Annotated in this window: 24 protein-coding genes; 20 read left to right on the top strand and 4 right to left on the bottom strand. The window is 46.1% G+C overall.

What is annotated here, in order from left to right; genetic code table 11:
• Positions 1-65 precede the first annotated feature (65 nt).
• The 10 genes from AC3WTJ_RS06760 to AC3WTJ_RS06715 all read left to right on the top strand — a co-directional run bounded on the left by AC3WTJ_RS06760 (position 66) and on the right by AC3WTJ_RS06715 (position 11,566).
• On the top strand, positions 66-1,499 hold the full coding sequence (locus AC3WTJ_RS06760; protein WP_492521190.1) for an extracellular solute-binding protein: 1,434 nt from the start codon (positions 66-68) through the stop codon (positions 1,497-1,499).
• Between the two features lie 78 nt (positions 1,500-1,577).
• Positions 1,578-2,453 carry an ABC transporter permease subunit gene (locus AC3WTJ_RS06755; protein WP_315949784.1) on the top strand — a complete coding sequence of 292 codons (876 nt, stop codon included), beginning with the start codon at positions 1,578-1,580 and terminating at the stop codon, positions 2,451-2,453.
• A 10-nt stretch (positions 2,454-2,463) separates the two neighbouring features.
• Positions 2,464-3,333 (top strand): carbohydrate ABC transporter permease, encoded by an 870-nt coding sequence (locus tag AC3WTJ_RS06750; protein WP_157326554.1) that lies wholly within the window; start codon positions 2,464-2,466, stop codon positions 3,331-3,333.
• A gap of 30 nt (positions 3,334-3,363) precedes the next feature.
• Positions 3,364-4,644 (top strand): CehA/McbA family metallohydrolase, encoded by a 1,281-nt coding sequence (locus AC3WTJ_RS06745; protein ID WP_492521189.1) that lies wholly within the window; start codon positions 3,364-3,366, stop codon positions 4,642-4,644.
• Between the two features lie 6 nt (positions 4,645-4,650).
• Entirely contained in the window at positions 4,651-5,442 is a 792-nt protein-coding gene (locus AC3WTJ_RS06740; protein WP_492521188.1) for an endonuclease/exonuclease/phosphatase family protein, read from the top strand.
• A gap of 38 nt (positions 5,443-5,480) precedes the next feature.
• On the top strand, positions 5,481-8,099 hold the full coding sequence (locus tag AC3WTJ_RS06735) for a DUF5054 domain-containing protein (protein WP_492521187.1): 2,619 nt from the start codon (positions 5,481-5,483) through the stop codon (positions 8,097-8,099).
• Between the two features lie 96 nt (positions 8,100-8,195).
• Complete coding sequence (locus AC3WTJ_RS06730; RefSeq protein ID WP_492521186.1) at positions 8,196-9,206, top strand: LacI family DNA-binding transcriptional regulator; 1,011 nt, start codon at positions 8,196-8,198, stop codon at positions 9,204-9,206.
• A gap of 124 nt (positions 9,207-9,330) precedes the next feature.
• Positions 9,331-9,792, top strand: coding sequence for a hypothetical protein (locus tag AC3WTJ_RS06725; RefSeq protein ID WP_492521185.1), 462 nt, complete (start codon positions 9,331-9,333; stop codon positions 9,790-9,792).
• Entirely contained in the window at positions 9,789-10,814 is a 1,026-nt protein-coding gene (locus tag AC3WTJ_RS06720) for a CehA/McbA family metallohydrolase (protein ID WP_492521184.1), read from the top strand. The genes AC3WTJ_RS06725 and AC3WTJ_RS06720 overlap by 4 nt, the downstream gene beginning before the upstream one ends.
• Positions 10,811-11,566, top strand: coding sequence for a glycerophosphodiester phosphodiesterase (locus tag AC3WTJ_RS06715; protein ID WP_492521183.1), 756 nt, complete (start codon positions 10,811-10,813; stop codon positions 11,564-11,566). Before AC3WTJ_RS06720 ends, AC3WTJ_RS06715 begins: the two co-directional genes overlap by 4 nt.
• Before the next feature lie 67 nt (positions 11,567-11,633).
• Here AC3WTJ_RS06715 and AC3WTJ_RS06710 read toward each other — a convergent pair whose 3' ends face one another.
• A complete protein-coding gene (locus tag AC3WTJ_RS06710; RefSeq protein ID WP_157326546.1) occupies positions 11,634-11,978 on the bottom strand; it encodes a DUF1904 family protein in 345 nt (114 codons plus the stop codon).
• A gap of 208 nt (positions 11,979-12,186) precedes the next feature.
• On the opposite strand from AC3WTJ_RS06710, the gene AC3WTJ_RS06705 reads away from it, so the two are divergent.
• Positions 12,187-12,537, top strand: a complete 351-nt coding sequence (locus AC3WTJ_RS06705) for a hypothetical protein (RefSeq protein ID WP_492521182.1) — start codon at positions 12,187-12,189, stop codon at positions 12,535-12,537.
• A gap of 79 nt (positions 12,538-12,616) precedes the next feature.
• On the opposite strand, the gene AC3WTJ_RS06700 is transcribed toward AC3WTJ_RS06705, so the two are convergent.
• A complete protein-coding gene (locus AC3WTJ_RS06700; protein WP_127456037.1) occupies positions 12,617-13,096 on the bottom strand; it encodes a C40 family peptidase in 480 nt (159 codons plus the stop codon).
• A gap of 197 nt (positions 13,097-13,293) precedes the next feature.
• Between AC3WTJ_RS06700 and AC3WTJ_RS06695 the strand changes: the two genes are divergently transcribed.
• The 3 genes from AC3WTJ_RS06695 (at position 13,294) to AC3WTJ_RS06685 (ending at position 16,353) form a co-directional block, all read left to right on the top strand.
• A complete protein-coding gene (locus AC3WTJ_RS06695) occupies positions 13,294-14,109 on the top strand; it encodes an MBL fold metallo-hydrolase (protein ID WP_492521181.1) in 816 nt (271 codons plus the stop codon).
• 17 nt (positions 14,110-14,126) lie between these two features.
• Positions 14,127-14,996, top strand: coding sequence for an aminoglycoside 6-adenylyltransferase (locus tag AC3WTJ_RS06690; RefSeq protein WP_492521180.1), 870 nt, complete (start codon positions 14,127-14,129; stop codon positions 14,994-14,996).
• A gap of 643 nt (positions 14,997-15,639) precedes the next feature.
• A complete protein-coding gene (locus tag AC3WTJ_RS06685; protein WP_492521179.1) occupies positions 15,640-16,353 on the top strand; it encodes a 2OG-Fe(II) oxygenase in 714 nt (237 codons plus the stop codon).
• A gap of 42 nt (positions 16,354-16,395) precedes the next feature.
• On the opposite strand, the gene AC3WTJ_RS06680 is transcribed toward AC3WTJ_RS06685, so the two are convergent.
• Positions 16,396-18,315 (bottom strand): family 43 glycosylhydrolase, encoded by a 1,920-nt coding sequence (locus tag AC3WTJ_RS06680; RefSeq protein WP_492521178.1) that lies wholly within the window; start codon positions 18,313-18,315, stop codon positions 16,396-16,398.
• A 385-nt stretch (positions 18,316-18,700) separates the two neighbouring features.
• Between AC3WTJ_RS06680 and AC3WTJ_RS06675 the strand changes: the two genes are divergently transcribed.
• The 3 genes from AC3WTJ_RS06675 to AC3WTJ_RS06665 all read left to right on the top strand — a co-directional run bounded on the left by AC3WTJ_RS06675 (position 18,701) and on the right by AC3WTJ_RS06665 (position 21,832).
• Positions 18,701-19,567, top strand: a complete 867-nt coding sequence (locus tag AC3WTJ_RS06675; protein WP_492521177.1) for a VOC family protein — start codon at positions 18,701-18,703, stop codon at positions 19,565-19,567.
• A 385-nt stretch (positions 19,568-19,952) separates the two neighbouring features.
• Positions 19,953-20,606, top strand: a complete 654-nt coding sequence (locus AC3WTJ_RS06670; protein WP_492521176.1) for a YheC/YheD family protein — start codon at positions 19,953-19,955, stop codon at positions 20,604-20,606.
• 95 nt (positions 20,607-20,701) lie between these two features.
• Positions 20,702-21,832, top strand: a complete 1,131-nt coding sequence (locus tag AC3WTJ_RS06665) for an L-dopachrome tautomerase-related protein (protein WP_492521175.1) — start codon at positions 20,702-20,704, stop codon at positions 21,830-21,832.
• Positions 21,833-21,874: 42 nt separating this feature from the next.
• Here the strand turns inward: AC3WTJ_RS06665 and AC3WTJ_RS06660 are convergent, their stop codons facing one another.
• Positions 21,875-22,648 carry a DUF817 domain-containing protein gene (locus AC3WTJ_RS06660; protein ID WP_492521174.1) on the bottom strand — a complete coding sequence of 258 codons (774 nt, stop codon included), beginning with the start codon at positions 22,646-22,648 and terminating at the stop codon, positions 21,875-21,877.
• Positions 22,649-22,894: 246 nt separating this feature from the next.
• On the opposite strand from AC3WTJ_RS06660, the gene AC3WTJ_RS06655 reads away from it, so the two are divergent.
• Genes AC3WTJ_RS06655 through AC3WTJ_RS06645 form a run of 3 tightly spaced genes read left to right on the top strand, consistent with a single transcriptional unit; the run spans position 22,895 to position 26,493 of the window.
• Entirely contained in the window at positions 22,895-24,565 is a 1,671-nt protein-coding gene (locus AC3WTJ_RS06655) for an efflux RND transporter periplasmic adaptor subunit (protein WP_492521173.1), read from the top strand.
• Positions 24,566-24,595: 30 nt separating this feature from the next.
• The gene (locus AC3WTJ_RS06650; protein WP_492521172.1) at positions 24,596-25,318 is read left to right on the top strand and encodes an ABC transporter ATP-binding protein; all 723 of its coding nucleotides are present in this window, start codon (positions 24,596-24,598) and stop codon (positions 25,316-25,318) included.
• Positions 25,319-25,338: 20 nt separating this feature from the next.
• Positions 25,339-26,493: an ABC transporter permease gene (locus AC3WTJ_RS06645; RefSeq protein WP_492521171.1), complete on the top strand. Its 1,155-nt coding sequence runs from the start codon at positions 25,339-25,341 to the stop codon at positions 26,491-26,493.
• Positions 26,494-26,502: the final 9 nt, after the last annotated feature.

Here is a 26,502-nt window from a genome sequence, read left to right as displayed (position 1 = left end):
TGAAAGCGCTTTATTAATATTACGTAAAGGTTAATCCCATAACAACGCATATAACGGAGGGTAATATGAAAGCCAAAAAAGCGAAAGTTGTTACGTCGATGATGGCAGCTCTGCTTGTCGGAAGTTTAGCAGCGGGTTGTACATCTAACAGCAGCACAGGAACTGAAGCTCCGAAAGCATCCGATCAGGCGAAGACGGAAGGGAATAAGGAAGAGCGCTCTTTGCGAATGATGTCTGGTGTTGTTGGCGGTAAAACACCTGAAGAGAACGTCCTGTTTGAGAAAGAAATCGAACGTTTGAGCGGCATCAAAGTTAAGATGGAAAAGCCGGCTTCCGATTATAATCAGAAGCTGATGGCGGCTGTTTCCTCCGGCGAGAAATACGACCTGCTTCAAGTAAGCAAAGAGTTGATGAACACGCTGACTGAGCAAGGTATTCTCATGCCTTTAACCGATCAAGTGAAAGGGTCAAAAACACTTCAAGATCCTGAAGTTTTGCCAACGTCGGAGTGGGATCAAGTGAAAACCAAGGACGGCAAGATCTACGGCGTCTTCAGTAAATTCCAAGGTGGAACGATGCCGATCGTTCGTGCAGACTGGCTCAAAAAACTCAATTTGCCTGAGCCGAAAACGTTTGATGACTACTACAAGGTCTTGAAAGCATTCACGGAGCAAGATCCGGATGGTAACGGGAAAAAGGATACATACGGATTAAGCACCGCTGGGATGTACGAACTGCAAGGTTTCTTCAGCGGAGCCGGCTTGAAACAACGTTATGTGGAGAAGGACGGGAAGCTGGACGTTCCCTACTCAACTGATGCGGCTATTCCGGTATACGAGTGGTTGAACAAATTGTACAAAGAAGGCATTCTGGACCCTAACTTTGCAACGAACGATACAGGTAAAATGCGGAATCTGTTCCTTGCTGACCGTGTAGGTATGATTACTTACTGGGATGCTTGGGTTGGTATGCTGAACAATACAAGAAAAATTGCTGATGCCAACACCACTTTTGAAGCGAAGGGCCTTCCAGGCATCGCCGGAGCTGACGGTAAATATATGCTGCGCCGTGGAGATCCGGACGTTTGGGTCATTCCGGTGAATGCACAACATCCAAAAACCGCTTTTGAATTCATTGAGTGGTGGCACTCCAAAGATGGCATTGTTTTGGGCAGCTTGGGAATCAAGGATACGGATTATACGGAAAATGGCGGGAAATACGAGCTTACACAAACAGGGAAAGATCATGCTATGGATCACGGCGTACCTTTCTGGTATAACAAGAAATTCCCGAATCCATTCGGTTTACTTCCAGGCGTGAAAGAAGCGCAGGATCTTATTTTGAAAAATGCAACGCTTGAGCTGACGCCACCGAAATGGGCCGATGCTGAGAAAATCATTAATGAATATTCCTTCAAAGCGATTCTTGGCGAAATGCCGGCAGCGGATGCTGTGAAGAAAATGCATGAACAATTAAAATCAGCGAAATTGATCGACTAGTTCATATGGACAGGGGAGTATGCACGACATATGCAAGACATACTCCCCTTACAATTAACGGCAAGGTGGTGACTTCGTTTGAAAGTTGTATGGAAATTCAAAGCCCTCTATTTGATGATGCTTCCAATCATGGCTTATTTTCTTGTGTTTTCCTATTATCCGCTCGTTCGCGGCTTTATCATTTCCTTCCAAGAGTTTCGATTGATTGGTAACCGGCCTTTTATCGGATTTGATAACTATATTACCGTCCTAAAGGATCATGCTTTCTGGGAAATGCTGCAAAACACATTGCTGCTAGGCGGAGGCATGTTGGTGATCGGATTTATTATGCCAATCTTGCTTGCGCTGTCGCTTAATGAGATCCTCCAGGCATGGTTTAAAAAAGTGGTTCAGATGATTGTTTACATTCCCCATTTGTTCTCATGGGTTGTCGTTGGCGGCATGTGGATTCTTATGCTTTCTCCGGACACCGGTATTGTGAATGCGATTCTCAAGCTGGTAGGTGCGGAAAAACCGATTACTTTTATGGCCAGTGCGGACTCTGCCCGTTGGGTCATGGTGCTTACTTCGGTGTGGAAAGAGATGGGTTTTATCTGCATCCTCTATCTAGCAACGATTGTAGCCATCAATCCGGCGTTATATGAGGCTGCTCGAATGGATGGAGCAAACCGTTGGCAATTGGTTCGTTATGTTACACTGCCATCGCTGGTGTCAACGATGAAAGTTGTTATTATGCTGAATGTGCTTAGCATTTTGCGTATTTTTGATCAAATCATCGTGATGCGCAACGGTGCCATTGCCAAGAAAGTGGATGTCATCATGATGTACACGTACCAAAAAGGGATTCTGGAATTCAAAGTAGGCTTAGCAACATCAGCAGGATTTTTAGTGATTTTCGCGACATTGCTCATTACGTTTGTGACCAGAGCGATCATTCGCTATGACGAGGGGTGAAGGGATCTCCATGAAAACAAACAATTTGCCTACGAGCTGGGGAAGCCGGTTATTCGATGGGGTTAATTTATTATTTTTATTCATTTTACTGGCTACCATGCTTATTCCGTTATTGAATACGTTCGCACTGGCTTTCTCATCCAATTTTGCTTCCATGCAGCCAGGCATCATTTTATATCCAAAACAATTCAGTGTTGAGGGCTTCACGACGGTTTGGAATCGCATGCAATTGTATACGCCGTTTCTGAATAATGTGATTGTCACGCTTGTAGGGACAGTTTGTCATGTGCTGCTGTGCTCGATGGCTGGTTATGTATTGATCCAAAGAGGGTTGCCCGGGAAAAAGTTTATGGTTTCTGCAATTCTCCTTACTATGACGATTCCAGGCGAGGCGATCATGATTCCCGTTTATGTGGTGAACAAAGAGCTTGGCTTGTTAAATTCTTTAACGGCATTAATTATGTCCGGACTAGTTTCCGGCTTCAGTATTTTACTTATGCGTAATTTCTTCCTGTCCGTACCTGTTGAAATGTCGGAGTCTGCGACGATGGACGGGGCGGGAGCATTTCGTATTTTCATTACCATGTACATTCCATTAGCTGCTGCAGGGCTTGCTACTGTGACGCTTTTCGAGTTCGTTAGCCGTTGGAACCAATTTACACCAGCGTTATTATTTATTAGTGATCATGCGAAATATACGCTGCAAATCGCCTTGAAATCTTTAATCGTAGATACCGATTCTACATCCAGTAACTTTATTGTCACGACGAATGTTAGGATGGCAGGGATTGTGATTGCGCTTCTCCCACTCGTTATTATTTATCCCTATGTGCAGAAATATTTCGTCAAAGGCATTTTGGTCGGTGCTAACAAAGAGTAACATATATGAAAAAGGAGCGTGGAGTTCGTCATGCCGCAGACAAGCCGAAGAAACCAAGTCACGACTTACCGTAGAGAGATTCATCACAGTGAGCAAAGTACATATGTGGAAGTTCCTTTCGAAATGCCTGAAAAGGTGGAAGAGATTCATGTGCAATTTGCCGTTCAATCTCACGGTGATGCAAAGCCTGTCATTGATCTTGGCGTCAGAGACAGCCATAAAGTGCGAGGCTGGAGCGGAGGGGCTCGCTCCGAGTTTGTGATCGGGTTGGAGAAGGCGACTCCCGGTTATTTGCCTGGTGAACTGCAAGCCGGGGACTGGGCTGTTCTTCATAACACCTATAAGGTTCCCGAAGAAGGCTGTGAAGTTACGATCACCATCACGTTCTTTTTTCATACGGCACGCTGGCTCAAAGGGGACTTGCACACCCACAGTGTTAACAGCGACGGCTCTTATACGCTGGAGGAAAATGCGGCGATCATGGAGCAGCTGGGCTGCGATTTCATTGCGATGACGGATCATAATGCGGTTAGCCAAAATTATTCGTATCCCCGGAACACGCCGGTCGTCATGATCCCGGGCATGGAGTTTACGACTAATTTTGGCCATAGCAATTTCCTTGGCGTTCTGGAACCGATTGATGATTTTCGAGTGAAGAATCAAGATGATGTTAATCTTCGACTCGCAACGGCACGTGAGCGTGGGGCGAAAATCGTCCTTAACCATCCCCATTGCGATTATTGCCCGTGGGAGTGGGATTTCAATACAGATCACGACTGGTGGGAAGTCTGGAATGGCCCTTGGACAGCTCGCAATGAGCGGGCGCTGGCCTGGTGGCAGGAGCAGCTTGCCTCAGGCAGGAAACTTGTCGCAACTGGCGGCAGTGATGTTCACCGACCTGAACGTTATGTTAAACATGCGATGCCGTGTACTTGGGTTTATGCCGAAACCAAAACGGTGAATGGCATTCTTCAAGGGATCGATAAAGGGCATGTAGTGATTAGTTATTCGCCGGAAGGCCCTTTCGCGCAGCTAACTTGTGGTGATTATATGACAGGCGATACCGTATTAAATGATGTGAAAGACAACGTGCTAGTCAGGATTGAACACATTCGTGAAGGCGACCAAATCAAACTGATTAGTGAACATGGCGTAGAGTCAACGGAAGTTTGCTCATCAACAGGATTATGGGAACTTACGGTTGAGCAAAAGGGGAGAGCATTTTACCGCGTTGAAGTATGGCGCCATTTTGAGGAATTCGATCAGACTTTAATGGCGATGTTAACGAATCCAATCTATTTTCAGAGGTGAAAGCAGATGGCATATACTGTAATGACATTTAACTTAAGATACAACAATCCGGGTGATGGACGGAACGCTTGGCCGAATCGAATTGACAAGGTAGCGGAAATGATTCATGCGCACGCGCCACTCATTGTCGGAACGCAGGAAGGTTATTACGAGATGCTGAACGATTTGCAACCCAAATTAACCGAGTATGCGTGGATTGGCGAAGGCCGTTTTGGTGCCCGCGAGAATGAACATTGCGCTATTTTTTACAAGCAAGAGGACCTGAGTCTTCAGCAGCATGGGCAGTTTTGGCTGTCAGAAACGCCGGAAGTGACCGCTTCGATTTCGTGGAACAGCGGTTTTCCTCGCGTCTGTACCTGGGCTGTTTTCGAACATAGGAAAACGGGGAAGCGTTTTATCGTATACAACACGCATCTTGATCATCAAAGCCAGCAAGCCAGAGATCTCGGCACGAAAGTAATCTGGGCATATATTGCTGCACATCACAAAAAACATGCGCTTCCCGTGATTCTGATGGGAGATTTCAATAGCCGACCTGCGGATTTACCGATTCGTTTCCTGCGTGGAGAAACCGATTTGGATGGCGAGCAATCTTGGCTAAAAGATGCCTTTAGCCAGCTGCCGGATCCGATTGGATGGACAGCACATGACTTTCAAGGCGGCGAAGCAGGGGAGCCAATCGATTATATTTTTGTATCACCGGATGTGGCAGTGGTTCGAACGCTTGTAGATCGAAGGGAAATTGACGGGGGTTATCCGTCCGATCATTACCCAGTCATTGCTCAGATTAACCTCTAAGAAGATCAACTAGATGACAGTCAGAAGGAGACAGAGGAATGACACTTGAGAAGATTTATGTCGTTTTTAAAACGCATTTTGATATTGGATTTACAGGCTTAGTTTCAGACGTCGTGGGGCGTTATCGCTCCGAGATGCTGAAGGATGTTATCGAGATTTGTGATCAAACCCATACGAATGAGGAACATGAAAAATATGTTTGGACCATGTCAGCTTGGCCGCTGCTTCAATCCTTAAAGGGCAGCCAAGAGGAAGAGAAGCAGAAGGCGCTTGCCTATCTGGAGAATCGACAGCTGATTTGGCATAAGCTTCCTTATACGACGCATACGGAATTTTGCGGTTTTGAGGAATGGATTCGCGGGATGTATGTATCGGAAGGACTTACCAACCTCTATGGCTACGATCCGAAAGATGCCAAAATGACGGATGTACCCGGGCATACCTGGATTGTGCCGTCGCTCCTCAAAAAAGCAGGCGTGGAGTTTCTGCATCTCGGCTGCAATCCGGCTACAACTCCGCCTGACGTTCCGCCGGTCTTTTACTGGGAAGGCCCTGATGGCGAGCGTTTGTTGACGTTTTATTCCAAAGGGTCCTATGGGACGGGCATTTTGCCGCCGGAAGAGTGGACGCATCCCGTATGGCTTGCGATGATTCAGACCAGTGATAATCACGGGCCGCATGACGCTAGTATTATCGAAGAAATGAAAGCCTCCATTCGTGAAAGCGGTTCAACGGCAGAGCTGCATATCGGCAGCTTGGGCGACTTCGCAGCGGATTTCTTAGCACGGAATCCGGAATTGCCGGTTATTCGCGGCGATATGGCCGATTCCTGGATCCATGGGGTTGGAACTGCGCCGCGCGAGGTGGCAAGGGTTAGAGCGCTAAGAAATGAGGTTACCGCAGTGGAAAGCGCGGTGGCTGTGAATCATTTTGAGGGTGCAAAACAAGAGTCTGATAAGACTGTAAAAGCCTTCATCGATGAAAGCTATGAGCACACGCTGCTTTTTGGCGAGCATACGTGGGGGATGGATTGCAAGACGTTCCTATTTCCGAGAGTTGCTTATGATAAGAAGTCATTCCTGCAATTAAAGCAAAGTGAACGCTATCAACGCATGGAACAATCATGGGCGGAACAGATTAATTATTTGAACAAAGCGGAGAACTCTTTGCATGAGGCAAAAGCGGAATTGACAAGCGGACAATGGACAGAGAATCAGGCTGCTAAGGCGCTGCGAGTCCATTCTAATTTGGGTTGGAGCCGCGCGGCCAAAACATGGATTCAAGAAAGCGATCTGCCTGCTGACGATGAGGTACTAGTCGATGCGGAAACGGGCGAAGTGATTGCCTTAAAGCGGTCCGAGGGCGGTGCAGAAGCTTACATCTCCGGATTGCCTGCGCTTGGCTATAAGACGTTGAAATATGCGAAGAAACATGGTCAGACTCTTGCCGCTGAAAATAAAGGGCTAGCGCGTGCTTATCTAACGGAGACGCAGGCTGTTATCGAAAATTCTTTTATCATCGTAAAAGTGGATCGAAACACGGGCTGGATGCAAAGCCTCTGGGATAAAAAGCTCCGGAAGGAATGGATTGACGATCGTGCGGAAACCGGTTTTGGTCAATATAAGTACGATATTTACTCCAATAAAGAGATCACGCGTTATTTGAAGAAATACGCCTATCGCTTTTATGATTGGGGTGTCCATGACTTTGGTAAAACCGATTATCCAGAACAGCAGAAAAGGCTTACGTTTACTACACAAGCTGCGGATATTCAAATTTGGGAAAATGGCGGTTCAGTCGGCCTTACTTGCAAAGCACCTACAGACATTGAAACGACAACGGAGTATGGCAATGCGAGTTCTATCGAATGGACATTCTCGTTGACTGAAGATTCTCCGTATCTGGATGTTGCCTACAAGCTGCATGCCAAACAGGAAACCCCGCTGGCAGAATCGGGACATATCGTTTTCCCGCTGAAGCTTGAACGCCCGCAATACAGCATCAATAAGCTGGGCTCAGTCGTCAATCCGCTCACGGATACGATTCGCTCATCGAGCACACTGCTTCATTGTTGTGAGCATTTTGTCGATATTTCCAATGGATTCGCGGGAATGGCGATCATTCCGCTCGATTCGCCGCTCTTTTTTATCGGGAAAAATGGCATGTGGGACTTCGAGCACGCGTACAAGCCGGAGAAGCCGGAGCTGCATTTCAATGTATTCAACAATTGGTGGGGAACGAATTTCCCCCAGTGGAGCGGCGGAGACTTGCATTATCGTTATCGTTTGGTTCCGCATGCGGGTGATTGGCGAGAAGGCGAAGTTTGGAAAGTGGCACAGGAGACGATGACACAAACGGTTACGATTACGGCGCCTGCAAATGAGCTCCAAACGATGCAAGACATTCTTCCGGCGGGATTGGACGGGATGGCGGTTAGCTGCTGGAAAGTTGCAGAAAATGGGGAAGGCTGTATCCTGCGTATTCGTGAATGTACAGGCGTTCTGAGAGAAGTTGAGATTGTTCTCCCGGAGCAGGTCAAAGAAGTCCGCGTGACGAATCTTCTGGAACGCGATCAAGACAACATGCCATTAAGCAATCATCGTATTCGACTGATAACGAAACCATTTGAAGTGCATACATTTAGAATAATCAATTAATTGCTATTCTCACGTTTACAGCTCGGCGGTTCATATCGTATGATAAAACCAATATGGATTGTCTGTGATAGGAACGTTTATTGAGAGGGGCAAGGAATGAAACCGACCATCTACGATGTTGCCCAAGCCGCCGGGGTGTCCATCGCTACCGTCTCCAAAGTTATTAACGCCACGGGCCGAATCAGCGATAAGACGCGGAAGCACGTACATAGCGTAATGGAGCAGCTGAGATACCAGCCAAGTATGGTAGCGGCAGCATTAACGGGGAAAAGCACTTACACAATTGGACTTACGCTACCCGATTTGGCGAATCCTTTCTTCGCCGAGATAGCCCGGTCTGTCGAAGATCGGGGTCATGAGCATGGTTTTAACGTGTTTATATGTAACACCGATAACGATCCAGACAAAGAAGTGAAATATTTATCGCTGCTCTCACAGAAGCGAGTAGACGGAATTATCTCGGCGACCCGTATTCAGAATGATCAGTTTTTAAAAAAGCTGATCCAACAAAACATACCGATTGCTTTAATTACGGGCGAAATGCCAACGCTTGCCGTGGATACGGTCATGGTTGACGACTATCTTGGAGGTTTCCAGGCGGGCAACCATCTATTAGAATTAGGTCATAAGCGAATTGCTATCCTCGTTGAGGATATGGATAATATGAGTAACCGGGAGCGACTCAGGGGCTGTAAGCAAGCTTTGAGCCACGCCGGTTTGCATGTTGAGGAACGGTTGATCGCTACAGGCGGTTTTTCCGTAGAGACCGGCCAGCAGGCGATGGCCCAACTGCTACAGCTGGAAGACAAGCCTTCGGCGGTGTTCGCTTGCAACGATCTGCTAGCTATCGGCGCCATTCGCGCGGCTAGAGTTGCTGGCATGCAGCTGCCGAGCGAGCTATCGGTCGTCGGTTTCGATAATACGATCCTGGCAACTTTGATTGATCCTCCCCTTACCACGATTGCTCAACCAATCCAGGAAATTGGACGCAGGGCGGTTGATCTGCTCGTAGAGGAGATTAAAGGAGAGAAAGTGCTGAAACAGCGGGTTGTTTTGCTGCCGGAGCTTGTTCTACGGAACTCATGTACATCTTACAATAAGCAATAAACGAGGCCGTTCTACCTCTCATGTGATAGATTCGTGAAGATAGAACGGTCTGCATTATTAAGATTAGGTTAAGCGCTTACCCTAATGTACCCCGAGGTGCTATCATATAGAAGGAGGAATTAGGATGAAAACTTTGTTAATTGCAGAAGGAACCGTGACACCGAGCTGTTCCAAAAGTCATATTACTTACACGCTTCATCTGCCTAGAGATTGCCATGAACTTCATGTGACATTCGCCTATGAGCCGAAAAAGCTGGAGGATGAGGATCAAGCGGAGGCATTGATTCGTGAAGGGCTTAACCAATACATCTTAGAAGAACATAGAGCCTCCTACAATTGGCGGGAGTTTCTGCCTTTGCAGAATTTATTGACACTATCCTTTGATGATGAGCATGGTTTTCGCGGCGCCGGACACCGCCATGATCCTGTCCAACACCTCACGGTTACTGCCACGGAGGCTTCCCCCGGATTTACGCCGGGTGTCTTTCCGAGGGGGCAACTAAAGATCATGATTAATGTTCATTGTGTTGTAACCGAGGAATGCCGCTATCGCCTGCAGGTAGGGGATGGAGGTGAAGACGCATGAAGCAATGGCTGCCATTTGAGCTTCACTGTCATACCTTTCACAGTGACGGCAAGCAATCCCTGTTAGAACTAGCTGAAGCTGCCAGAGAATTAGGGCTGCGAGGTGTCGCGCTAACAGATCATAATACGATGACAGGTCTTTCGAATCGTGATGAGGTCGTGGCCGCAACCGGGGTCGAGGTGATCCCTGGATTGGAGTGGACCACTTTCTTCGGTCACATGCTGACACTCGGATTGTCCGAGTATGTCGATTGGCGAAATTTAAGCCCGTTTCACATTCATAGAGGCATAGAAGGTGTTCATCGCCAAGGCGGGCTTGTCGGGCTGGCGCATCCTTTTCGTGTCGGCAGTCCCATGTGCACAGGCTGCTACTGGGAGTTCGAGGTCTCGGACTGGAACGAGATCGATTATATTGAGGTATGGTCAGGGTTATTCCCATCGATACGGAGAAATAACGCACGCGCATTTGCCATGTGGACGGATCTGCTTAATCAGGGTTATCAGATTGCCGCGACCAGCGGCAGAGATTGGCATGTGTCCGATCCGGTATCTGAGCCGATTTCAGCGACGTTTTTAGGATTAAGCGATTCGCTCGTAGCGAGCTCAGGCCTTGTCGCTGCAGCGCTTGATGCCTTGAAACGCGGAGCGGTCGCGGTTTCCATGGGGCCGCTGCCGCAGCTTCGCGTTGGTCAATACGGCCGTGAAGGGGCAGAAATCGGCGAAAGCATTCAAATCAAGCAGGGTGAGCTGACGGAAGTCACGGTTGGCGTGGATTTTACGGCGAGAGAGGGCCACTGGGAGCTTCCGGATCATCCGTTAGAGATGAAACTGGTTAGCAACAAGGGGGAGCTTGCCGTATTGAAACTGACGCGAGACCAATCCCAGCTGACAACTGAGCTTGATTTAACAGGCGTTACGTGGATGCGAGCGGAGATGAACGGTGTTTTTTGCAACGTTCATACGTTAATCGGATTCACGAATGCGATTTATTTGACAGAAGATAGTGGAGGAGACGATAAATGAGTTCATTTCCACGCATGACAGCCCACACCGGCTGTATGGGTACACCGGATAATACGCTCAAATCCATCGAAGCCGGATTAAGTTGCGGAGCCGATATTCTGGAAGAAGATATTCTTGTTACGGCTGACGGGATGCTTGTTCTTTCCCATGATGATAACGTTCATTTGGCAGACGGCACGGAATGCTGGATCTCTCAAATGAGCTATGAACAATTGCTTCAATTAGATGTTAAAGCCCATAATGGGGCACCTGGCGAAACCATGCGCATTCTTTCCTTGGACGCTGTACTTCCTTACCTGAGCAAGTCTGGTGTGCGGATGAATTTGGATCTTAAATCAGATGCTTGTGTAGAGCCTATAGCAGCGTGGATTGAAAAGAATCAACTGCTGGAACAAGTTTTCTTGTCCGGCTGCGAGAAAGACCGTGCCCAGCTTGTTCAGCAAGTAAATCCGCGTCTACGCAAGCTGTTAAACGTTGATCCTGCTGTATTTATGACGAGTGCCCCTTACTTGGAGGTTGCTCATCAAATTTGTAAAGACGCCGCAGCTTCAGCCTGTTTCGGGCTTAATTTGAATTATCGCGTGGTCGCACCTGAACTGCTGCCAATCGCAGCGGAGTATGGGCTAGATGTCTGCATTTGGACAGTCAATGAGGTAGATGAGATGGAGCATTTTAGTCAAATAGGCGTTCACTCGATTACTACACGTAACATTGCCGCCCTCGTCCAATTAAAGACTGACCGGCAAATATAGAAAAAGAAAACCTCCCGAACCACAGTTGTGGTAAAGGAGGTTTTTTACTTGTTCCTCATGACCGGAATCATGTTAAGGAGATGGGTTCTTCCAAAATGGACTTCAAGGGTTGTCCTTCTTTGTAATACAAATGAGGGGACAATAGAATAAAGAAGATATGAACATCGCCATAGCCATGCGCGGCTAGCAGGTTATTCATCTCTTGCGCAATGCGGTCGTGCATTTCCTGATCTCTTGGAAACATGAGAATTTCGAGCGATTGCGGCGAATTGCTAAGCTGTTCTACTAGCAGAAGCTCGATTTTCACCTTTTGCGGCAAGACGCCGGTTACCTTGGAAAACTCCTGCACCACGCTGGTTGAGATCGAAGAAACGAAGTCCTTCTGAAATCCTTTGAAACGGAGAAACGGCATGCTGATTCCTTCTTTGCATAGTTGTTAGCGAATTTAATCATTCTATTGAAAACTAAACATTAAAACAAAACCTATTTTAGATGAAATCATTCTCAGATCTCGATAGGTCGTGTGAACGATCTTGTACACTTAATCGTATTATAGTTGTTCAGATAAGTTTAGGAAAGTAATGCTGAATGGAAAAAATTTGAAGCTCGGAGGTACTCCTATGCCAAGAACCGTTGAATATACGAATGACCGCCTTATTCTACATCTATCAGGATTGACTAGTGCTGCCGCGTTAAAACGTCAAGTCGATATCCCTTTTAAAAACATAAAAAAAGTGTCGGTTGAAGATTTTAAACTATCGATGTTTCAATTCCGGGTGGGTACTTCGGTCGCCGACATTCGAGAAGGTCGTTTTCTGATCGGGAACAGATGGTGCTTCATTTCTTATGAAAATCACAAGGATGTCGTAGTTCTTGAATTGGATGAACATGAATTTGGCAAAGTGGTGTTTCAGATCGATCATCCGGAGGAAATTAAACAGCGTATTTTGGAGCAAACTGTGAGATCATAATCAGTGAAAAAGGGAGAGAGTTCAAAGGAATGGATATTCCTTGAACTCTCTTTTTAGTAAGTAAGCCTTATATAAAGGATTAATAATGTCTAGCTGTTATGTAGCGAGTACTCCAGTAACCTGTGTTTAAAGACGTAATGACAACGCCGGAGCTCTTCGTGTTACTTATGAAATTACCATTACCAACATAAATCCCTACATGATCGATTTGGCCAGGCTTGCTCACGCTGAACATGACGAGGTCGCCGATGGCTAATTGGCTCTTGCTTGGCACGCGGGAACCGAAACTCGTTTGAGCCTTGGAACCCCAAGGGATATTAACACCATTTTGCTTGAATACAAATTGTGTAAATGCGGAGCAATCAAAGGTGAGATGCGCCGGATCTTTGGTACCGAAACGGTAAGTTACTTTACCGATATAAGATTTTGCTGTATTTACAAATTTATGACCGTTCGTGGCATAAATCTCTTGTGCCGATGCAGAAGCAGGCATTGACACCCCAACCGTCGAAAATAGTACAGAAAGCGCTACCGTGGTAGATATAACTAGTTTTTTCATATGTGATGACACATCCTTATTCCAAATTTGGTAGTAAAAAGCCTTTATGGGATAACTGTACCATAGAAAATCATGGTGGGCTTTAGTGGATTAATGGGTACGAAGGGTTTATTAACCATGGCAATTATTGTGCTTACATTTAAACGTAAGATAGAATAACGAGTACGATTTGCTTAGAAAGAAGGATGAGAAACCCTATGATTCAATTGCAAAATGAAGCTGTGACCGTGTTCCAAAGCGCACTGTTTCAAACCACTTCGACCGTCATACAAACGAAAGAAATGATCATCATCGTGGATCCAAATTGGCTGCCGAATGAAATTGAAGCCATCCAACATTATGTCCAATCCATCCAGGGGGAGCGGGAGATTTATCTGCTTTTTACACATGGAGATTTCGATCATATCATTGGCTATCAGGCGTTCCCGGGTGCGAAAATCATTGGAAGTTCGGCGCTCCAAAATCACCCCAAGAAAGACCATAAGCTGAAGCTTATCAGAAACTTTGACAACGAGAATTATGTGATCAGGAATTATCCGATTCTATTTCCCGAGCTGAATATCGTGATCCAGGAGGATGGTCAACAGTTGCAGCTGGGAGAAACGACATTGACCTTCTATTTGGCGCCAGGACACACAGCAGACGGATTAATGACGGTAGTTGAACCCTTGGGCATTCTGATCGCAGGGGACTATTTATCGGATTTTGAATTGCCTTTCATTTACGATAGCGCGAAGGCGTACACTCAGACACTTGAGAAAAGCAGCAGAATCCTCGAGCAGCATCATGTTCAGCTATTAGTCCCTGGTCATGGTTTAGCCACATCGAATCAAGGTGAAATGAAGAGACGTGTGGAACTGGCAGCCGATTACCTGGAAAGGCTCCGCCAGTCTGTTATCGCGAACGATGAATCAGCACTAGAGGCGCTTCATCTAGAACATGCTTTTCCATCTTCCTTTACGGAAGAGTGCCATAAAGAAAACGTGAGGATTATGAAACATGAATATTTGTAGTTTGTGGAGGAATTGAGATGAGGACTGAAAAAGAGATGCTTGCACTTCTTCTAGGGTTTGCACAAGAGAGCGAAAACATTCGAGCGGTCATCATGAACGGTTCACGCGTCAATCCGAACGTTCCGAGGGATATTTTTCAGGATTATGACATTGTGTACGTGGTGACCTCTTTGCAATCCTTTATTCAAGATCGCAGCTGGATTGACCGCTTCGGGAAGATTATGATCATGCAAACACCGGATGAGATGGGGGAGGAAGTTTCAGAACCTATACATAAATTTACATTCCTTATGCAATTTACGGATGGTAATCGAATTGATTTATCCTTCTACGAAGCAGATCATATCTCAGCTTGGCATAGAGAAAGTTTGAGTGTATTACTGCTGGACAAGGATGGAATTATCGCGCCATTTGATGAACCAAGTAACCGCGACTATTTGACGCATCCGCCAACTTCATCTCAATTTGCAGGTTGCTGTAATGAGTTCTGGTGGGTAAGTACCTATATAGCGAAAGGATTATGGCGCAGAGAGCTTGCCTATGCGAAATTCATGTATGAGCACCCCGTGCGGGATATGTTAATCAGGATGCTTCAATGGCATATCGGAATCAAAACGGAATTTGCTGTTGACTCCGGAAAATGCGGTAAGTATTTCGAGAAATATCTTGCACCCGCTCAGTGGACGGCATTCGTTCAAACCTATCCAGATGGGGATTATGATCGTATGTGGCAAGGACTTTTTATCATGTGTGAGCTTTTCAGGGAAACGGCAAAGGAAGTAGCTCGATATTGTGGTTATGCCTATAACCTAGATGAAGATGAGAAGGTTTCGGCTCATTTGGCACATGTAAGAGAACTTCCTGTGAACGCGGAAGGTATTTACTAAGATTAATTGGTTGGGATATCCTAGCGATCTGTATCCTACTCCGGGCGGGGCAAGATAACTGGAACGCATGGGTTGGGATGTGATGAGAGCGATGGAAAGTTCGGCCCCCCTGGTCGGCGGATCATCCGATGACGTCCCATGATCCGCTCGTGGTCGCCTGCTTATTTGAGCCAAACCTTTGTGACTATCAAATTGGGTGCATCGAGGTTGATTTTAAGCATGAACAGAAGCTCGGGATGATGAGTTTTTATGAGAGCGAGGAAGGGAGACACGTAATAGCTTCAGCGGTTGACCGAGCGTGCTTTTTTGAACATTATTTTTCGGTTGTGTGTGGCTAGTTTTATCGGGGGAGGGCGCAGTATGCATGAACTTGTTGGTACATGTGAAAAGTGCAATAAACCGATTTATTGCCGGGAAGGTTTTTTGGACGGTGTTGTTTTGGAGGACAAAAGCCTCGTTTGTTTTGAGTGTATGGAACTTTCGAAGCCGCGGGAGCCGTCAGAGTAACGATGTATATTCGTAATATAAAATGTCATTGAATGAATTTTGTTATCTTGCTGTCATATTCGAGAATACGTACAAGAGCTTATTTTGGGGCTATACTGTTTGTGGACACCATTATCATAAGGGGGAGACTTACAATATGCCTGAAAGCCTCTTGTTAAGCGTAGAGAATCTGGATTGGAATAGAATTCAGCATATGCTGGACGAAAATGGTTATGCTAAACTACCCAGTTTGTTAAAGAAAAACGAATGTCAAGAGCTCATCAATACTTACGAAGAAGAAGGTCTCTTCCGAACGACTATCGACATGTCTCGATATCGGTTTGGGGTTGGAGAATACAAATATTACAAGGCTCCACTCCCATCATTGTTAAAGAAGCTGCGTGAAGGATTGTATACGGAGCTTGCTATAACTGCGAATCGCTGGCTGAAACAATTAGGTCTCGATGCTTCATACCCGGCAACACTGGAAGAATTCCTTGACCAATGTCATCGAGAGGGACAGAATCGTCCAACCCCACTGATCCTGAAATATGAAGCAGGAGGGTATAATTGCTTGCATCAGGATTTGTATGGGAAAGTATTCTTCCCATTTCAGGTCGTATTCGCTCTCAATCAAAAAGAAGTGGATTTCACAGGTGGTGAATTCCTATTGGTGGAGCAGCGGCCGCGGGCGCAAAGCCGTGGGCACGTCATAACCTTGAATCAAGGGGAAGGTCTTATTTTTCCGACCAACCATCGTCCCGTAGTAGGAACCCGTGGTTATTATAGAACGACACTTAGACATGGTGTAAGTACTGTAACTACAGGTACAAGATACAGTTTGGGGATTATTTTTCACGATGCGAAATAGAAAAAACACCTAGACAAGGGGCCTAGGTGTTACATATTAGCATCAGTTTGGTACTAGTTTAATGTAATCAAGTGACAGATCGTAGTCTGAACTTGAACCATTTTTACCTGCAACGTTAAACTTGAAGGATTTGTCGCCTGCCGAGCTGAAGGTGATGTTGGCGACATTCAGTTCCACATAGTTAAATGCAGTTGAATATAAATCCTGAACCACACCATGATTTACACCGTTTACCGACAATTGGAACTGCCCTCTGTTAGGTCCCTTTTTCACACCGACCCTTACACTATAGCTGCGTGCCTCGGGCACATTCACCGTGTAGGTCACATAGTCATTGACGGCATTGGCCTCCAATGCAGTTCCAAATCCACCGCTCAAACTGAGGTCACGACCAGTTCCATTTCCAAACATGGTGTGTTTATCGCCTGAGGTAGCGCTTACAATTAAATTTTCTGTTTCGTATCGGCTGCTTAGAACGGAGATATTATCAAATTTGGCTGCTGAATCATAGGTTCGAACGCCTACACTTCCTCCCTTATAAGTCGAATCCGTCACACTAACCTTTGGTGTCGTCATATCCCCAACATAAACCTTAAGGGAGTCGTCTTGTGCGACTATTTTAACATGATACTTTGTATTAGCGGTTAAGCTCATCGGAGCCGTGGCAAGCGGGGTCCAGTTATTATTGGCCTTGCCAATCAACACTTGCTGATTGGGAACATCGAGTCCCGCATAGTAGCCTTGGTAAGCATCCGCACCCGTTCCGGGATTGGATACCCTAAATACCAGACCTGCATTGCCAGTTGACCCCGGTGTAACATCAGCTTCATAGATCAAATCTGAGAAACTGGTATCCAAAAGAGCCTTGGCACCCGGATTTGATGCTACACTATACTGACCGCCAGCTACGGACCATGCACCGCCATATGTTGTCCATCCAGTATCATTACCGTCATCAAAGTTATCTTCTTCGGCCATTTCGACTGGCTTAATCGTATTATCAGGATTAAATTCAAATTTATCATACGCCAGTACGCGTTGGGAATTATTCAGATAACGTTTATGGTAAAAAATGTACCAATCATTAGTTGTAGGGGATTGAACAATACCATTATGGCCAGGGCCATCTGCAGTCGTCGTATCCGTATGCAGCATAATACCTTGTGGTACAAACGGTCCTGTTACAGAGCTGGACGTTGCATACATAACCTTATAAGATGAATCAGCCCATACACCTGCAGCATAATTCATATAGTAAATGCCGTTTCGCTTGAACACTTTAGGCGCTTCAAAGTAGTCATTATCGCCCGTTTTAGCCGGCGTAACTTTCTTATAGACGGTTCCGTCGGGCCATGTTCCCAGAGACTTCATGTCAGCGTTTAGCTTTACAACATTGCACTCGCCCCAGCTGCCATAATACATATATGCCTGACCGTCATCATCGATAAATACATCTTGATCCATTGGCCCTGCACCATTTCTTACAACATTGATAAGCGGTGCCCCAATCGCATCAGTATATGGACCTTCTGGATGATCAGCGACTGCAACGCCAATTCCGCCTAATTGTCCATCGCCATTGATTGCGTTAGCAGCAAAATAGATATAATATTTGCCATCACGATAAGCCCCGCTTGGTGCCCACAATGAATGTTGCAACCATGAGATATTGGCCGAACTGATGACATTTGAGTATTTGGTCCAATTAACCATGTCCGTTGAAGAAAAAATGTCCACAGATTTTGCGCCAGTGTTGGATTCACCAACTTGAGTCGAACGTGTCGGATACACCCAATATGTGCCATTATATATCTGTACATCAGGATCTGCATAATAGCCATCCACAAATTGTGGGCCAGCGTGAATCGGAGCAGCATAAGCCAGTCCCGGCATCGATACAATCAAGCCAAATACGATCGAAAAGCAAATCAATACCCATTTAGATTTATTTATTTTCCCCATAAAATAACCTCCTTTTTAGCTGACAATTTACTATTCTTGTTGGCATCTGTTACTTGGAATACGGAAGGTAAACGCTTTCAAAATAGATTAATTGCTACAAACGGGCCACCTCCTAGAGAATGTATCCGCCACTGCTGCCTAGCGTTCTGGATTTGCGGTTTACACTTAGCACAAATGTGATCGGGAGAAGACGCTGTTGGAAATTTTATACAGAGACCTCTTGTGAAAAATTATACGCTCATGAATTTTTATTAAAAATGTAATTTGATAAATAATTTTTGTAAAAAATTAATATGTGAGATTTAGCCGAAATCCTCACCTTGACGTAATTAAATAACTTTACTAAACTTAGTTACAAATAGTAAGTATTTAAAGGGGGATTTCCATGTCAGCGACTCTGCCTAAGGATATGAAGCTTGGCATCATCAAATTGTTTGTCTCCGATTTAGAACGTTCCATACGCTTTTATCGAGAAACGGTAGGCTTTCGACTAGGCAAGACAACGTCCACATCCGCTGAATTGACGATTGACGGCATTGAACCCTTTGTATTACTGGAAGAAATGCCTGATGCACAGATTACTGCACGCAGATCTGCAGCCGGGCTTTATCATTTTGCCATTTTGCTGCCGACACGGAAAGATCTTGGTTTGAGTTTAAAAAATTTGATTCAATCCGGCATCCATATTGGTCAAGCGGATCATTTGGTAAGCGAAGCCTTGTATATCACCGATCCGGATCATAACGGAATTGAGATTTATTGTGATCGGCCAAGAAGCACATGGCGCCGCGACGCCGAAGGAAACTATATCATGGCAGCAGATCCGATTGATTGGGATGGCTTGCTGCATGAGGCGGAAGGTGCGGTATGGAGCAGTTTACCCGTCGGTACGGTGATGGGACATATTCATTTCCATGTTAAAAATCTGCAGAAGTCCAAGGAATTCTACTGCGATATTCTGGGTTTCGATGTGGCGGCAGATGCCCGAATGGCGATGAAAGCCTTGTTTATCTCCGCAGATGGCTATCACCATCACATCGGTTTGAATGTTTGGGCCGGTGAGGAGGCGCCATTACGGCCTGCCAACGGCACAGGGCTGGATTATTACACCTTAGTGTTTCCTGACGAACAGACCCGTAATGAAGCCGTCGAGCGCTTGAAGCTGGCGAATGTGCAAGTGAGTGAGATCGCTAATATCTTTATGGTAAAAGATCCGTCCGGCATTCCGCTGAGATTGGGTTACGAACAATAAAGCTGAAAGAAGCAGATGCCGGGGTATCCCTGCCTGCTTCTTTTTTTGGGGAACTACAGTAAGGGCCCCCAGTTCCCCTTCAGTTCAAAAAGGGCCTATTTCGCGGAAATAGCGCCCTGTAGTTCCCCACGGCCGAGTCACAGCCTCGGCCCGGCTTTGCCGCCACCATGCCAGGCAGCATGCGGCGGCGCATAGAGGAACCTGAGGGCACTATTTGTGCCCTCAGGGCTGTTCCAGCGCTTTCCGGGGAACTACAGACTCGTAATCGGCTGCCGCTATAAGTCTGCAAAAGGTACAGAAATTAGTTCCAGATTGTCCCTTGCGCTTCGGACGAACCACGCATACTTTAGCATAAAGGATGGCATGTACAGAGGAGGAGTCTTTCATGCGTCGAGTTGCTAGTAAATGGTCGAAGTTCGCTGTTCTGCTGCAGCATTCCGGTGTCGCCAAGCATATTCCAGCTATGCGTCGCTACAGCGCAGAGAACCTTGCGTCAATGCTTCGTCAATTTGAATTTGTCGTAGCCAAACCAATCGTAGGAACCGGTGGAAGCCGTGTGATGAAAATCCAACGGGCAGGCAGCGGCTTCATGCTTCACAACGCGGGTACGAAAAGAGTATATAACTGGAATGAACTGCTGCAAGCCATTAACCGCATACGCCAGAACCGCCCGTTGATGCTCCAACAGGGCATACATTTGACTACCATCGATGGCAGGCCTGTGGATTACCGTGTGAAGCTGGCCAAAGTCGGACGCACCTGGGAGATTCGGGCGGTTGTAGGCCGGTTAGCGCGTCCAGGCCTTTTCGTCACGAACCTGTGTCAAGGCGGTACGCAGCTGAAAGGCAAGCATGCCGTGCGCCGAACGTTCCCTGCTGCGCTTGTCAAATCCAAAATCGACACTATGGTTGGTGTTTCCCGGACTTCTACCATGTTACTAGAGGCCAAATTTCCCGGAATTGGGATGTTAGGCTACGATTTTGGCATCGATAAAAGGGGAACTGTCTGGATTTTTGAAGTGAACACAAGACCTCACTAATATTGGCCTCATGCTTCAGCCCACACGCCTTATTCCTGAGCGCATACCAATATGGTAGGTGCATGACTACTTACAAGTCACAGGAGGCTCATATCATGTATAAAATAATATATCATTGGAGCCGTTTGGATTGGTACTTTCCTCAGACTGTGATGAAGGAAGAATTTGAAACAAAGCAAATTTGGAAAAAGGCGATCCCCGCCAGTGTGAAAGTTGATCATCAAGGACAGTATTATGTATCGGTTCCGCGGTGGTCTCCCGATATTCCTGCAACGATGAATCGCATCGTGGTCAAGGAAGATAAGCCGCTGCTTGAAGCTTTTCCAAGTTGGGCATGGAATGAGGTTGGGGACATCACTACCCTTCAATCAGTCCTCGGCTTCGAAATTGATGAATATAATCGCATGTGGCTGCTGGATCAAGGAAAAATTGCCTTCGAGCCTTCGCCGGACGGGTCTCAGAAGCTTGTGATTTGGGATTTAAACAGCAATTCGTTGGTTGACGCCATCGTCATTCCGGATGAGATCGCACCGTATCGGACCTCCTTCCTTAATGACCTCGTGGTGGATAATAAAAATGGTTTTGTTTATATTACTGATTCCGGCTGCGGCTACCCGGACCATCCGTTACGCGGCGGCATTATTGTGTATAACATGAAAACCAAATCGTTCCGGCGTGTGCTCGACCGGCAGTTCAGTACCCAGGATTTCCCTGATTTTCATTTTCAAATTGATTATAAGCCCGTATTCAAGGATAAACCGCTGCGTATCGGAGTCGGTGGTATCGCTTTGTCAGGGGATCGTTCTACACTCTACTATTGTCAATTAACTGGCCGTAATTTGTACGCGGTTCATACGAAACTATTGCGAAACGAGCAAATACCGCTCGAACAAATAAATGGCTCTGTGCAGGTCCTTGGGAGCAAAGGGACAACGACAGATGGGATGCATGCGGATAATCGGGGTAATTTGTTTTACACGATGTTGGAGGGAAAAGGAATCGGTTTTTTCGACGCAAGGGATCGCAGCTTCCATAAATTCGTTTCCGACGACCGGATGTTGTGGGTTGATGGGGTTGCTTTTGATCAGAAGGGCTCCATCATCTTTAACAACAATCGGCTTCATGAAATGTTTGAGGATCATGAAATCGATTGGAACAATCCGTACAACTTCATTATCTGGAAAGCTTACGTTGGAAAAGATGTGAAATCCTATTTATACGGGTAGCTTTAAAATATATAAAAAAACGGTCAAGAAGGTAGAAGCTACCTAACTGACCGTTTTTTTTGTTTTCAGTCGTTTTAGTTCAGCAACGATAACAAAGGATACAATCACAAGTAAAAACCAAGCCACAATTTTGGAAGGATGCACGATATGCCACAAGTGATCTTGGTTGGGATACCGCCATGCACCGAAATAAGTAGCAATATTTTCTGCGATCCAAATGAAAAAACCGATGCACAAAAAAGATAATGGCAGTGGCATTGCAAACTCAAAGCGGGATAACTGAAATGTGATTTTTACGCGATAGAAGAGTACGCAAAGTAATAAAATGAGCAGGTATCTCACATCGTAAATGAAATGATGCGTAAAGAAATTGAGATAAATGCAAGCACCGAAAGGAATCGTGATCCATTTTGGCGGATAAGCATTCAAAGAAAGCGATAATCGACGCCATGATTGACAGATGAAACTTGCTACACTTGCATACATAAAGCCGCTGTAGAGGGGAACGCCCCAAAATTTGCTAAACCCATGCTCTGGATAGCTCCATGATCCCATATGTACTTTAAACAATTCTAGAGCAATACCAATGACATGAAAGACACAAATAACTTTTAATTCATCCTTCGTTTCCAACTTGCTGAGATACATAAAAACTTGCAGGAGGAGACAGCCTGCCAAAATAAAATCGTACCGGGGTAACCCAGGGATTGATATGAATTTGCTTAAAGCAAGCGTTATGAAAATGCCCACAGGGAATATACACGACATCGCTTCGTGGTAAATAAAAAGGCTTAACAGCTTAATAAACAGTCTCACGCCATGCCTTCCTTTCGTGTACGATTCATAGCTAGTATATCGGCACTATCCTAACAAATTGACTTAAATTTTTAGTGATTTGTTCAAAGCAATCTTTTCCATTTTCAGCAAACGTTAAGTTAGCTTTCAACTTTCTTTCAGCCTGTGCTCAGTAGGGTTTCAGCCAAACCCCTTAGACTCCTAAATGTGAGATCTATATGACGAAGACAATCGTGGTCTTGGTACTTGGGAGAGGGGAAATCAACAATGAACTTGAATCGGAAGAAAAAATGGATCATTGTCGTTGTGGCTGCGATGTTATGTGGTGCTGGAACTTACTACTACATACACAACAAATCGAAGCCTGTAGCAGCTGCTACGGGGCAGCAATCGGCAATGAAGGTAACCAAAGGAGCCATATCTTCATCTATATCGGGAACCTCTCAGCTGGATGCTAAAGATAAGCAAAATATCGTAATACCCGTGGACGCAATTATTAAAACAATGAATTTGACACAGAATCAGGCGGTAAAGAAGGGCGACGTACTTGTAGAGTTGTCTGTTCCTTCCACAGAAACAAATCTGAAAGAAGCGCAAGTCACTCAGCAGCAGCTGGAAAAGGAACTCGCTGAGCTGCAGGGTGAGCAGAACCATATGACTATATCCGCATCAATGGGCGGAAAGCTGACTTTGGCTTCCAATTTGGATGTAGGCAGTCAAGTGAATAAAACGACGAAGATCGGTACGATTTCGGATACTTCACAGTTTAAGGTCAAACTTGCTTTCCCTCTGCAAGAAGCTGTTCAACTGCAGAATGGGGAAAACGTCGAATTGACGGTAGACGGATATTTATTGTCCAAGATTGGGACGGTATCCAACGTATCTCATGAAATGAAAGCTGATACGAACGGCAATAAGATCGTTGACGTAGAGATACTGGTCACGAATGACGGGACACTTTCTGCCGGCATGAAAGTGAAAGGCACTATCGGAAGCGGCGATAGCAAAATTGAATCAACAGAGCTTGTCGCTTTGGATTATGTGCGCACAACGCCTATTTTTTCCGAAGCTAGCGGCACGGTTAAAAGCTTGAAATTTAAAGACGGAGACACTGTGAAGCAAGGGGATCTCATCGCAACGTTATTTAACGATGATCTTCAGCAAAACATCATCAGCAAGCAAGCGGCCATCGACAGCCAGAAAATTAAAGTCGACGATGCGCAGCAGAAGGTGAATCAGTTGACCATCACAGCGCCATTCGACGGTGTGTTCTCGGCGGATTTTGCGAATAGCAAAAGCAATGTGCTTCGCAACTATCCGGTAGGCGCACAAATCACGGCCAATACTACGCTTGGTGCGGTAGCGAGTTTAAGCACGATGCAGCTGGCCATTGCTGTGGATGAGCTGGATTTAACGAGTGTGAAGGTCGGTCAGAAAGCTGTCGTAAAAGTGGACGCGATTTCGGGTAAATCTTTTGAAGGTGAAGTAACCTCCGTGTCTAATGTTGGTACGACAAGCAACGGAGTAACCACCTACGATGCCGTTGTTTCCATCCCTAATCCGGATAGTGTACTCAAATACGCGATGACGGCAACGGCTGAAATTTACATTCAAGATAAAAAGGATATTCTCGTAGTCCCAATTCAGGCAATTACAACGACGAAGGGCAAATCCACCGTCTCCTTGAAGAAAGCGGATGGCACCGTTGAAGAACAGCATGAAATTAAAACGGGCATACGCAGTAAAACACAGGTTGAAATCTTGAGCGGTTTGGCAGAAGGCGATGAAGTTGTGATGCCGACGCGCAAAGCTACCACGACGAACACACAGATGAACATGCAAGGCGGTTTCCCTGGCGGAGAAGGAGGTCCTCCTGCCGGTTTCCAAAGAGGCGAAGGTGGAGGCGGATTCCAAGGCGGAGGCGGAACGCGCCAGTAATGGGCAGTTTCGAGGAAAGGAGCCAGTCGTATGAATATCATTGAATTAACGGGAGTCACCAAAAGCTACGCTCGCGGGGAAGAAGAATTGCAAATTCTCAAGGGAATTACCCTGCACATTGCCAAAAGTGATTTCGTTGCTATTATCGGCCCCAGCGGATCGGGGAAATCCACGCTAATGAATACGATCGGATTGCTGGATATACCGACTTCAGGCACATACTCGCTTGATGGCGTTTCTACGGTGAAAATGTCCGACAACGGCTTGGCCGAGCTCAGAAATCGGAAGATCGGTTTTATTTTTCAACAGTTCAATCTGCTGCCCCGGCTATCCGCTATAGAAAATGTGGAATTGCCGATGATTTATGCAGGTATTCCTGCTAAACAACGCCGAGAGCAAGCTCAGCGTATGCTCGAAAAGCTAGGCATGGGCCAGCGCGGACATCACAAGCCAAGTGAGCTTTCAGGGGGACAGCAGCAAAGGGTGGCGATTGCCAGAGCGCTGGCCATTTCACCATCGTTAATATTGGCCGACGAACCGACCGGAGCTTTGGACTCCAAAACAGGGATTGAAGTGCTGGAGTTAATTCAGGAGCTTAATCAGCAGGGCAACACGATTGTACTGATTACCCATGACAATCATATTGCCGATCATGCCAAACGTGTTGTCACGCTTCGAGACGGCGAAATCATCAAGGATGTTCGCAATCAGCCGATGCCGGTTCCGAAAGTGGAAGAGGCGGTGACGAGATGAGACCTTGGGAGCTTTTTCAAATGGCAATGGCCACGGTTCGTTCCAATCCGCTAAGGACGGTTCTGACCATGCTTGGCGTTATTATTGGGGTTAGCTCCGTAATTACGCTGGTATCTATCGGACAGGGAACCTCCAAATCGATTGAGAAGCAATATGAGGGACTAGGAACGAACCTGCTTACGGTGAATCTGCTTGGCAATGGCCGCGCAACCCAACTGAAGTATGAGGAGATCATGGAGCTCGAAGGCACAGCGGGAATTAGCGGGATTGCCCCGACGATGACCAGAAACAGCACGAATATCAAGTATGACCGCACAACGGAAACGTACAACGTGATAGGAACGAACGACCGTTATCTGAGCATGCAAAAAGGAGAAATGGGCAGCGGGCGTTTCCTAGCCGAAGCGGATTTGGACTATCGCAATCACGTGGCGGTCATAGGAAGCGAAGTGGCGACGAAATTTTTTGGCAAGGATGATCCTGTGAATGAGGAGATCAATGTCAACGGCTATATGTATACGATTATCGGTGTTTTGAAAAGCAAAGGTTCTAATACGAGCGGAACGTCGCTTGACAGTGCGGTTATTGTGCCGCTGCCAACAATGAGCAGAGATTTTAAACTAGGATCCATTCGCTCCGCGTATGTAGAAGCAGCAAGCGGGGACGAGGTCAGCAAGGTGCAGGCTGTTCTTGAGAGATACTTATCGAGCAAATTCAAGAGTACGTCAGGTTATAACATTTTCAACTCATCCGAATTGATCAGCGCCAAACAAACGGCGTCTAGCACGCTAACGAATCAATTAGTTGCTGTAGCTGCGATATCTTTATTGGTTGGCGGTATCGGAATTATGAATATCATGCTTGTGACTGTTAGCGAACGAACGCGGGAGATTGGGATTCGTAAATCTATTGGAGCCAAACGCCGGAATATTCTCTTGCAGTTCCTGGTGGAGGCTACGTTAATCAGCGGAATGGGCGGATTCATTGGCCTTGTTGTTGGGGTAGCGTTATCGCTCGCTTGGCCCTATATCAATCCCAGTCAGGAAACAAGTCTTTCCATTAACGTAGGCCTATACGCATTTTTATTCTCAGCATTAGTCGGTGTCATTTTCGGATTGTACCCGGCCAATAAAGCGTCCAAACTAAAGCCAATCGATGCTCTTCGTTACGATTAATGCATAACT

The sequence above is a fragment of the Paenibacillus sp. FW101-FHT12H11 genome, from assembly GCF_058790355.1.
This window is presented reverse-complemented; position numbering and strand designations above follow the sequence as displayed.

Bases quoted from the DNA above. Each gene is read 5' to 3' on its own strand.
- AC3WTJ_RS06680 (WP_492521178.1), bottom strand. From the start codon at position 18,315: ATGGGGAAAATAAATAAATCTAAATGGGTATTGATTTGCTTTTCGATC.
- AC3WTJ_RS06655 (WP_492521173.1), top strand. From the start codon at position 22,895: ATGAACTTGAATCGGAAGAAAAAATGGATCATTGTCGTTGTGGCTGCG.
- AC3WTJ_RS06715 (WP_492521183.1), top strand. From the start codon at position 10,811: ATGAGTTCATTTCCACGCATGACAGCCCACACCGGCTGTATGGGTACA.
- AC3WTJ_RS06685 (WP_492521179.1), top strand. From the start codon at position 15,640: ATGCCTGAAAGCCTCTTGTTAAGCGTAGAGAATCTGGATTGGAATAGA.
- AC3WTJ_RS06650 (WP_492521172.1), top strand. From the start codon at position 24,596: ATGAATATCATTGAATTAACGGGAGTCACCAAAAGCTACGCTCGCGGG.
- AC3WTJ_RS06745 (WP_492521189.1), top strand. From the start codon at position 3,364: ATGCCGCAGACAAGCCGAAGAAACCAAGTCACGACTTACCGTAGAGAG.
- AC3WTJ_RS06700 (WP_127456037.1), bottom strand. From the start codon at position 13,096: ATGAAAAAACTAGTTATATCTACCACGGTAGCGCTTTCTGTACTATTT.
- AC3WTJ_RS06750 (WP_157326554.1), top strand. From the start codon at position 2,464: ATGAAAACAAACAATTTGCCTACGAGCTGGGGAAGCCGGTTATTCGAT.
- AC3WTJ_RS06710 (WP_157326546.1), bottom strand. From the start codon at position 11,978: ATGCCGTTTCTCCGTTTCAAAGGATTTCAGAAGGACTTCGTTTCTTCG.
- AC3WTJ_RS06720 (WP_492521184.1), top strand. From the start codon at position 9,789: ATGAAGCAATGGCTGCCATTTGAGCTTCACTGTCATACCTTTCACAGT.
- AC3WTJ_RS06695 (WP_492521181.1), top strand. From the start codon at position 13,294: ATGATTCAATTGCAAAATGAAGCTGTGACCGTGTTCCAAAGCGCACTG.
- AC3WTJ_RS06725 (WP_492521185.1), top strand. From the start codon at position 9,331: ATGAAAACTTTGTTAATTGCAGAAGGAACCGTGACACCGAGCTGTTCC.
- AC3WTJ_RS06735 (WP_492521187.1), top strand. From the start codon at position 5,481: ATGACACTTGAGAAGATTTATGTCGTTTTTAAAACGCATTTTGATATT.
- AC3WTJ_RS06690 (WP_492521180.1), top strand. From the start codon at position 14,127: ATGAGGACTGAAAAAGAGATGCTTGCACTTCTTCTAGGGTTTGCACAA.
- AC3WTJ_RS06675 (WP_492521177.1), top strand. From the start codon at position 18,701: ATGTCAGCGACTCTGCCTAAGGATATGAAGCTTGGCATCATCAAATTG.
- AC3WTJ_RS06665 (WP_492521175.1), top strand. From the start codon at position 20,702: ATGTATAAAATAATATATCATTGGAGCCGTTTGGATTGGTACTTTCCT.
- AC3WTJ_RS06760 (WP_492521190.1), top strand. From the start codon at position 66: ATGAAAGCCAAAAAAGCGAAAGTTGTTACGTCGATGATGGCAGCTCTG.
- AC3WTJ_RS06740 (WP_492521188.1), top strand. From the start codon at position 4,651: ATGGCATATACTGTAATGACATTTAACTTAAGATACAACAATCCGGGT.
- AC3WTJ_RS06645 (WP_492521171.1), top strand. From the start codon at position 25,339: ATGGCAATGGCCACGGTTCGTTCCAATCCGCTAAGGACGGTTCTGACC.
- AC3WTJ_RS06670 (WP_492521176.1), top strand. From the start codon at position 19,953: ATGCGTCGAGTTGCTAGTAAATGGTCGAAGTTCGCTGTTCTGCTGCAG.
- AC3WTJ_RS06730 (WP_492521186.1), top strand. From the start codon at position 8,196: ATGAAACCGACCATCTACGATGTTGCCCAAGCCGCCGGGGTGTCCATC.
- AC3WTJ_RS06705 (WP_492521182.1), top strand. From the start codon at position 12,187: ATGCCAAGAACCGTTGAATATACGAATGACCGCCTTATTCTACATCTA.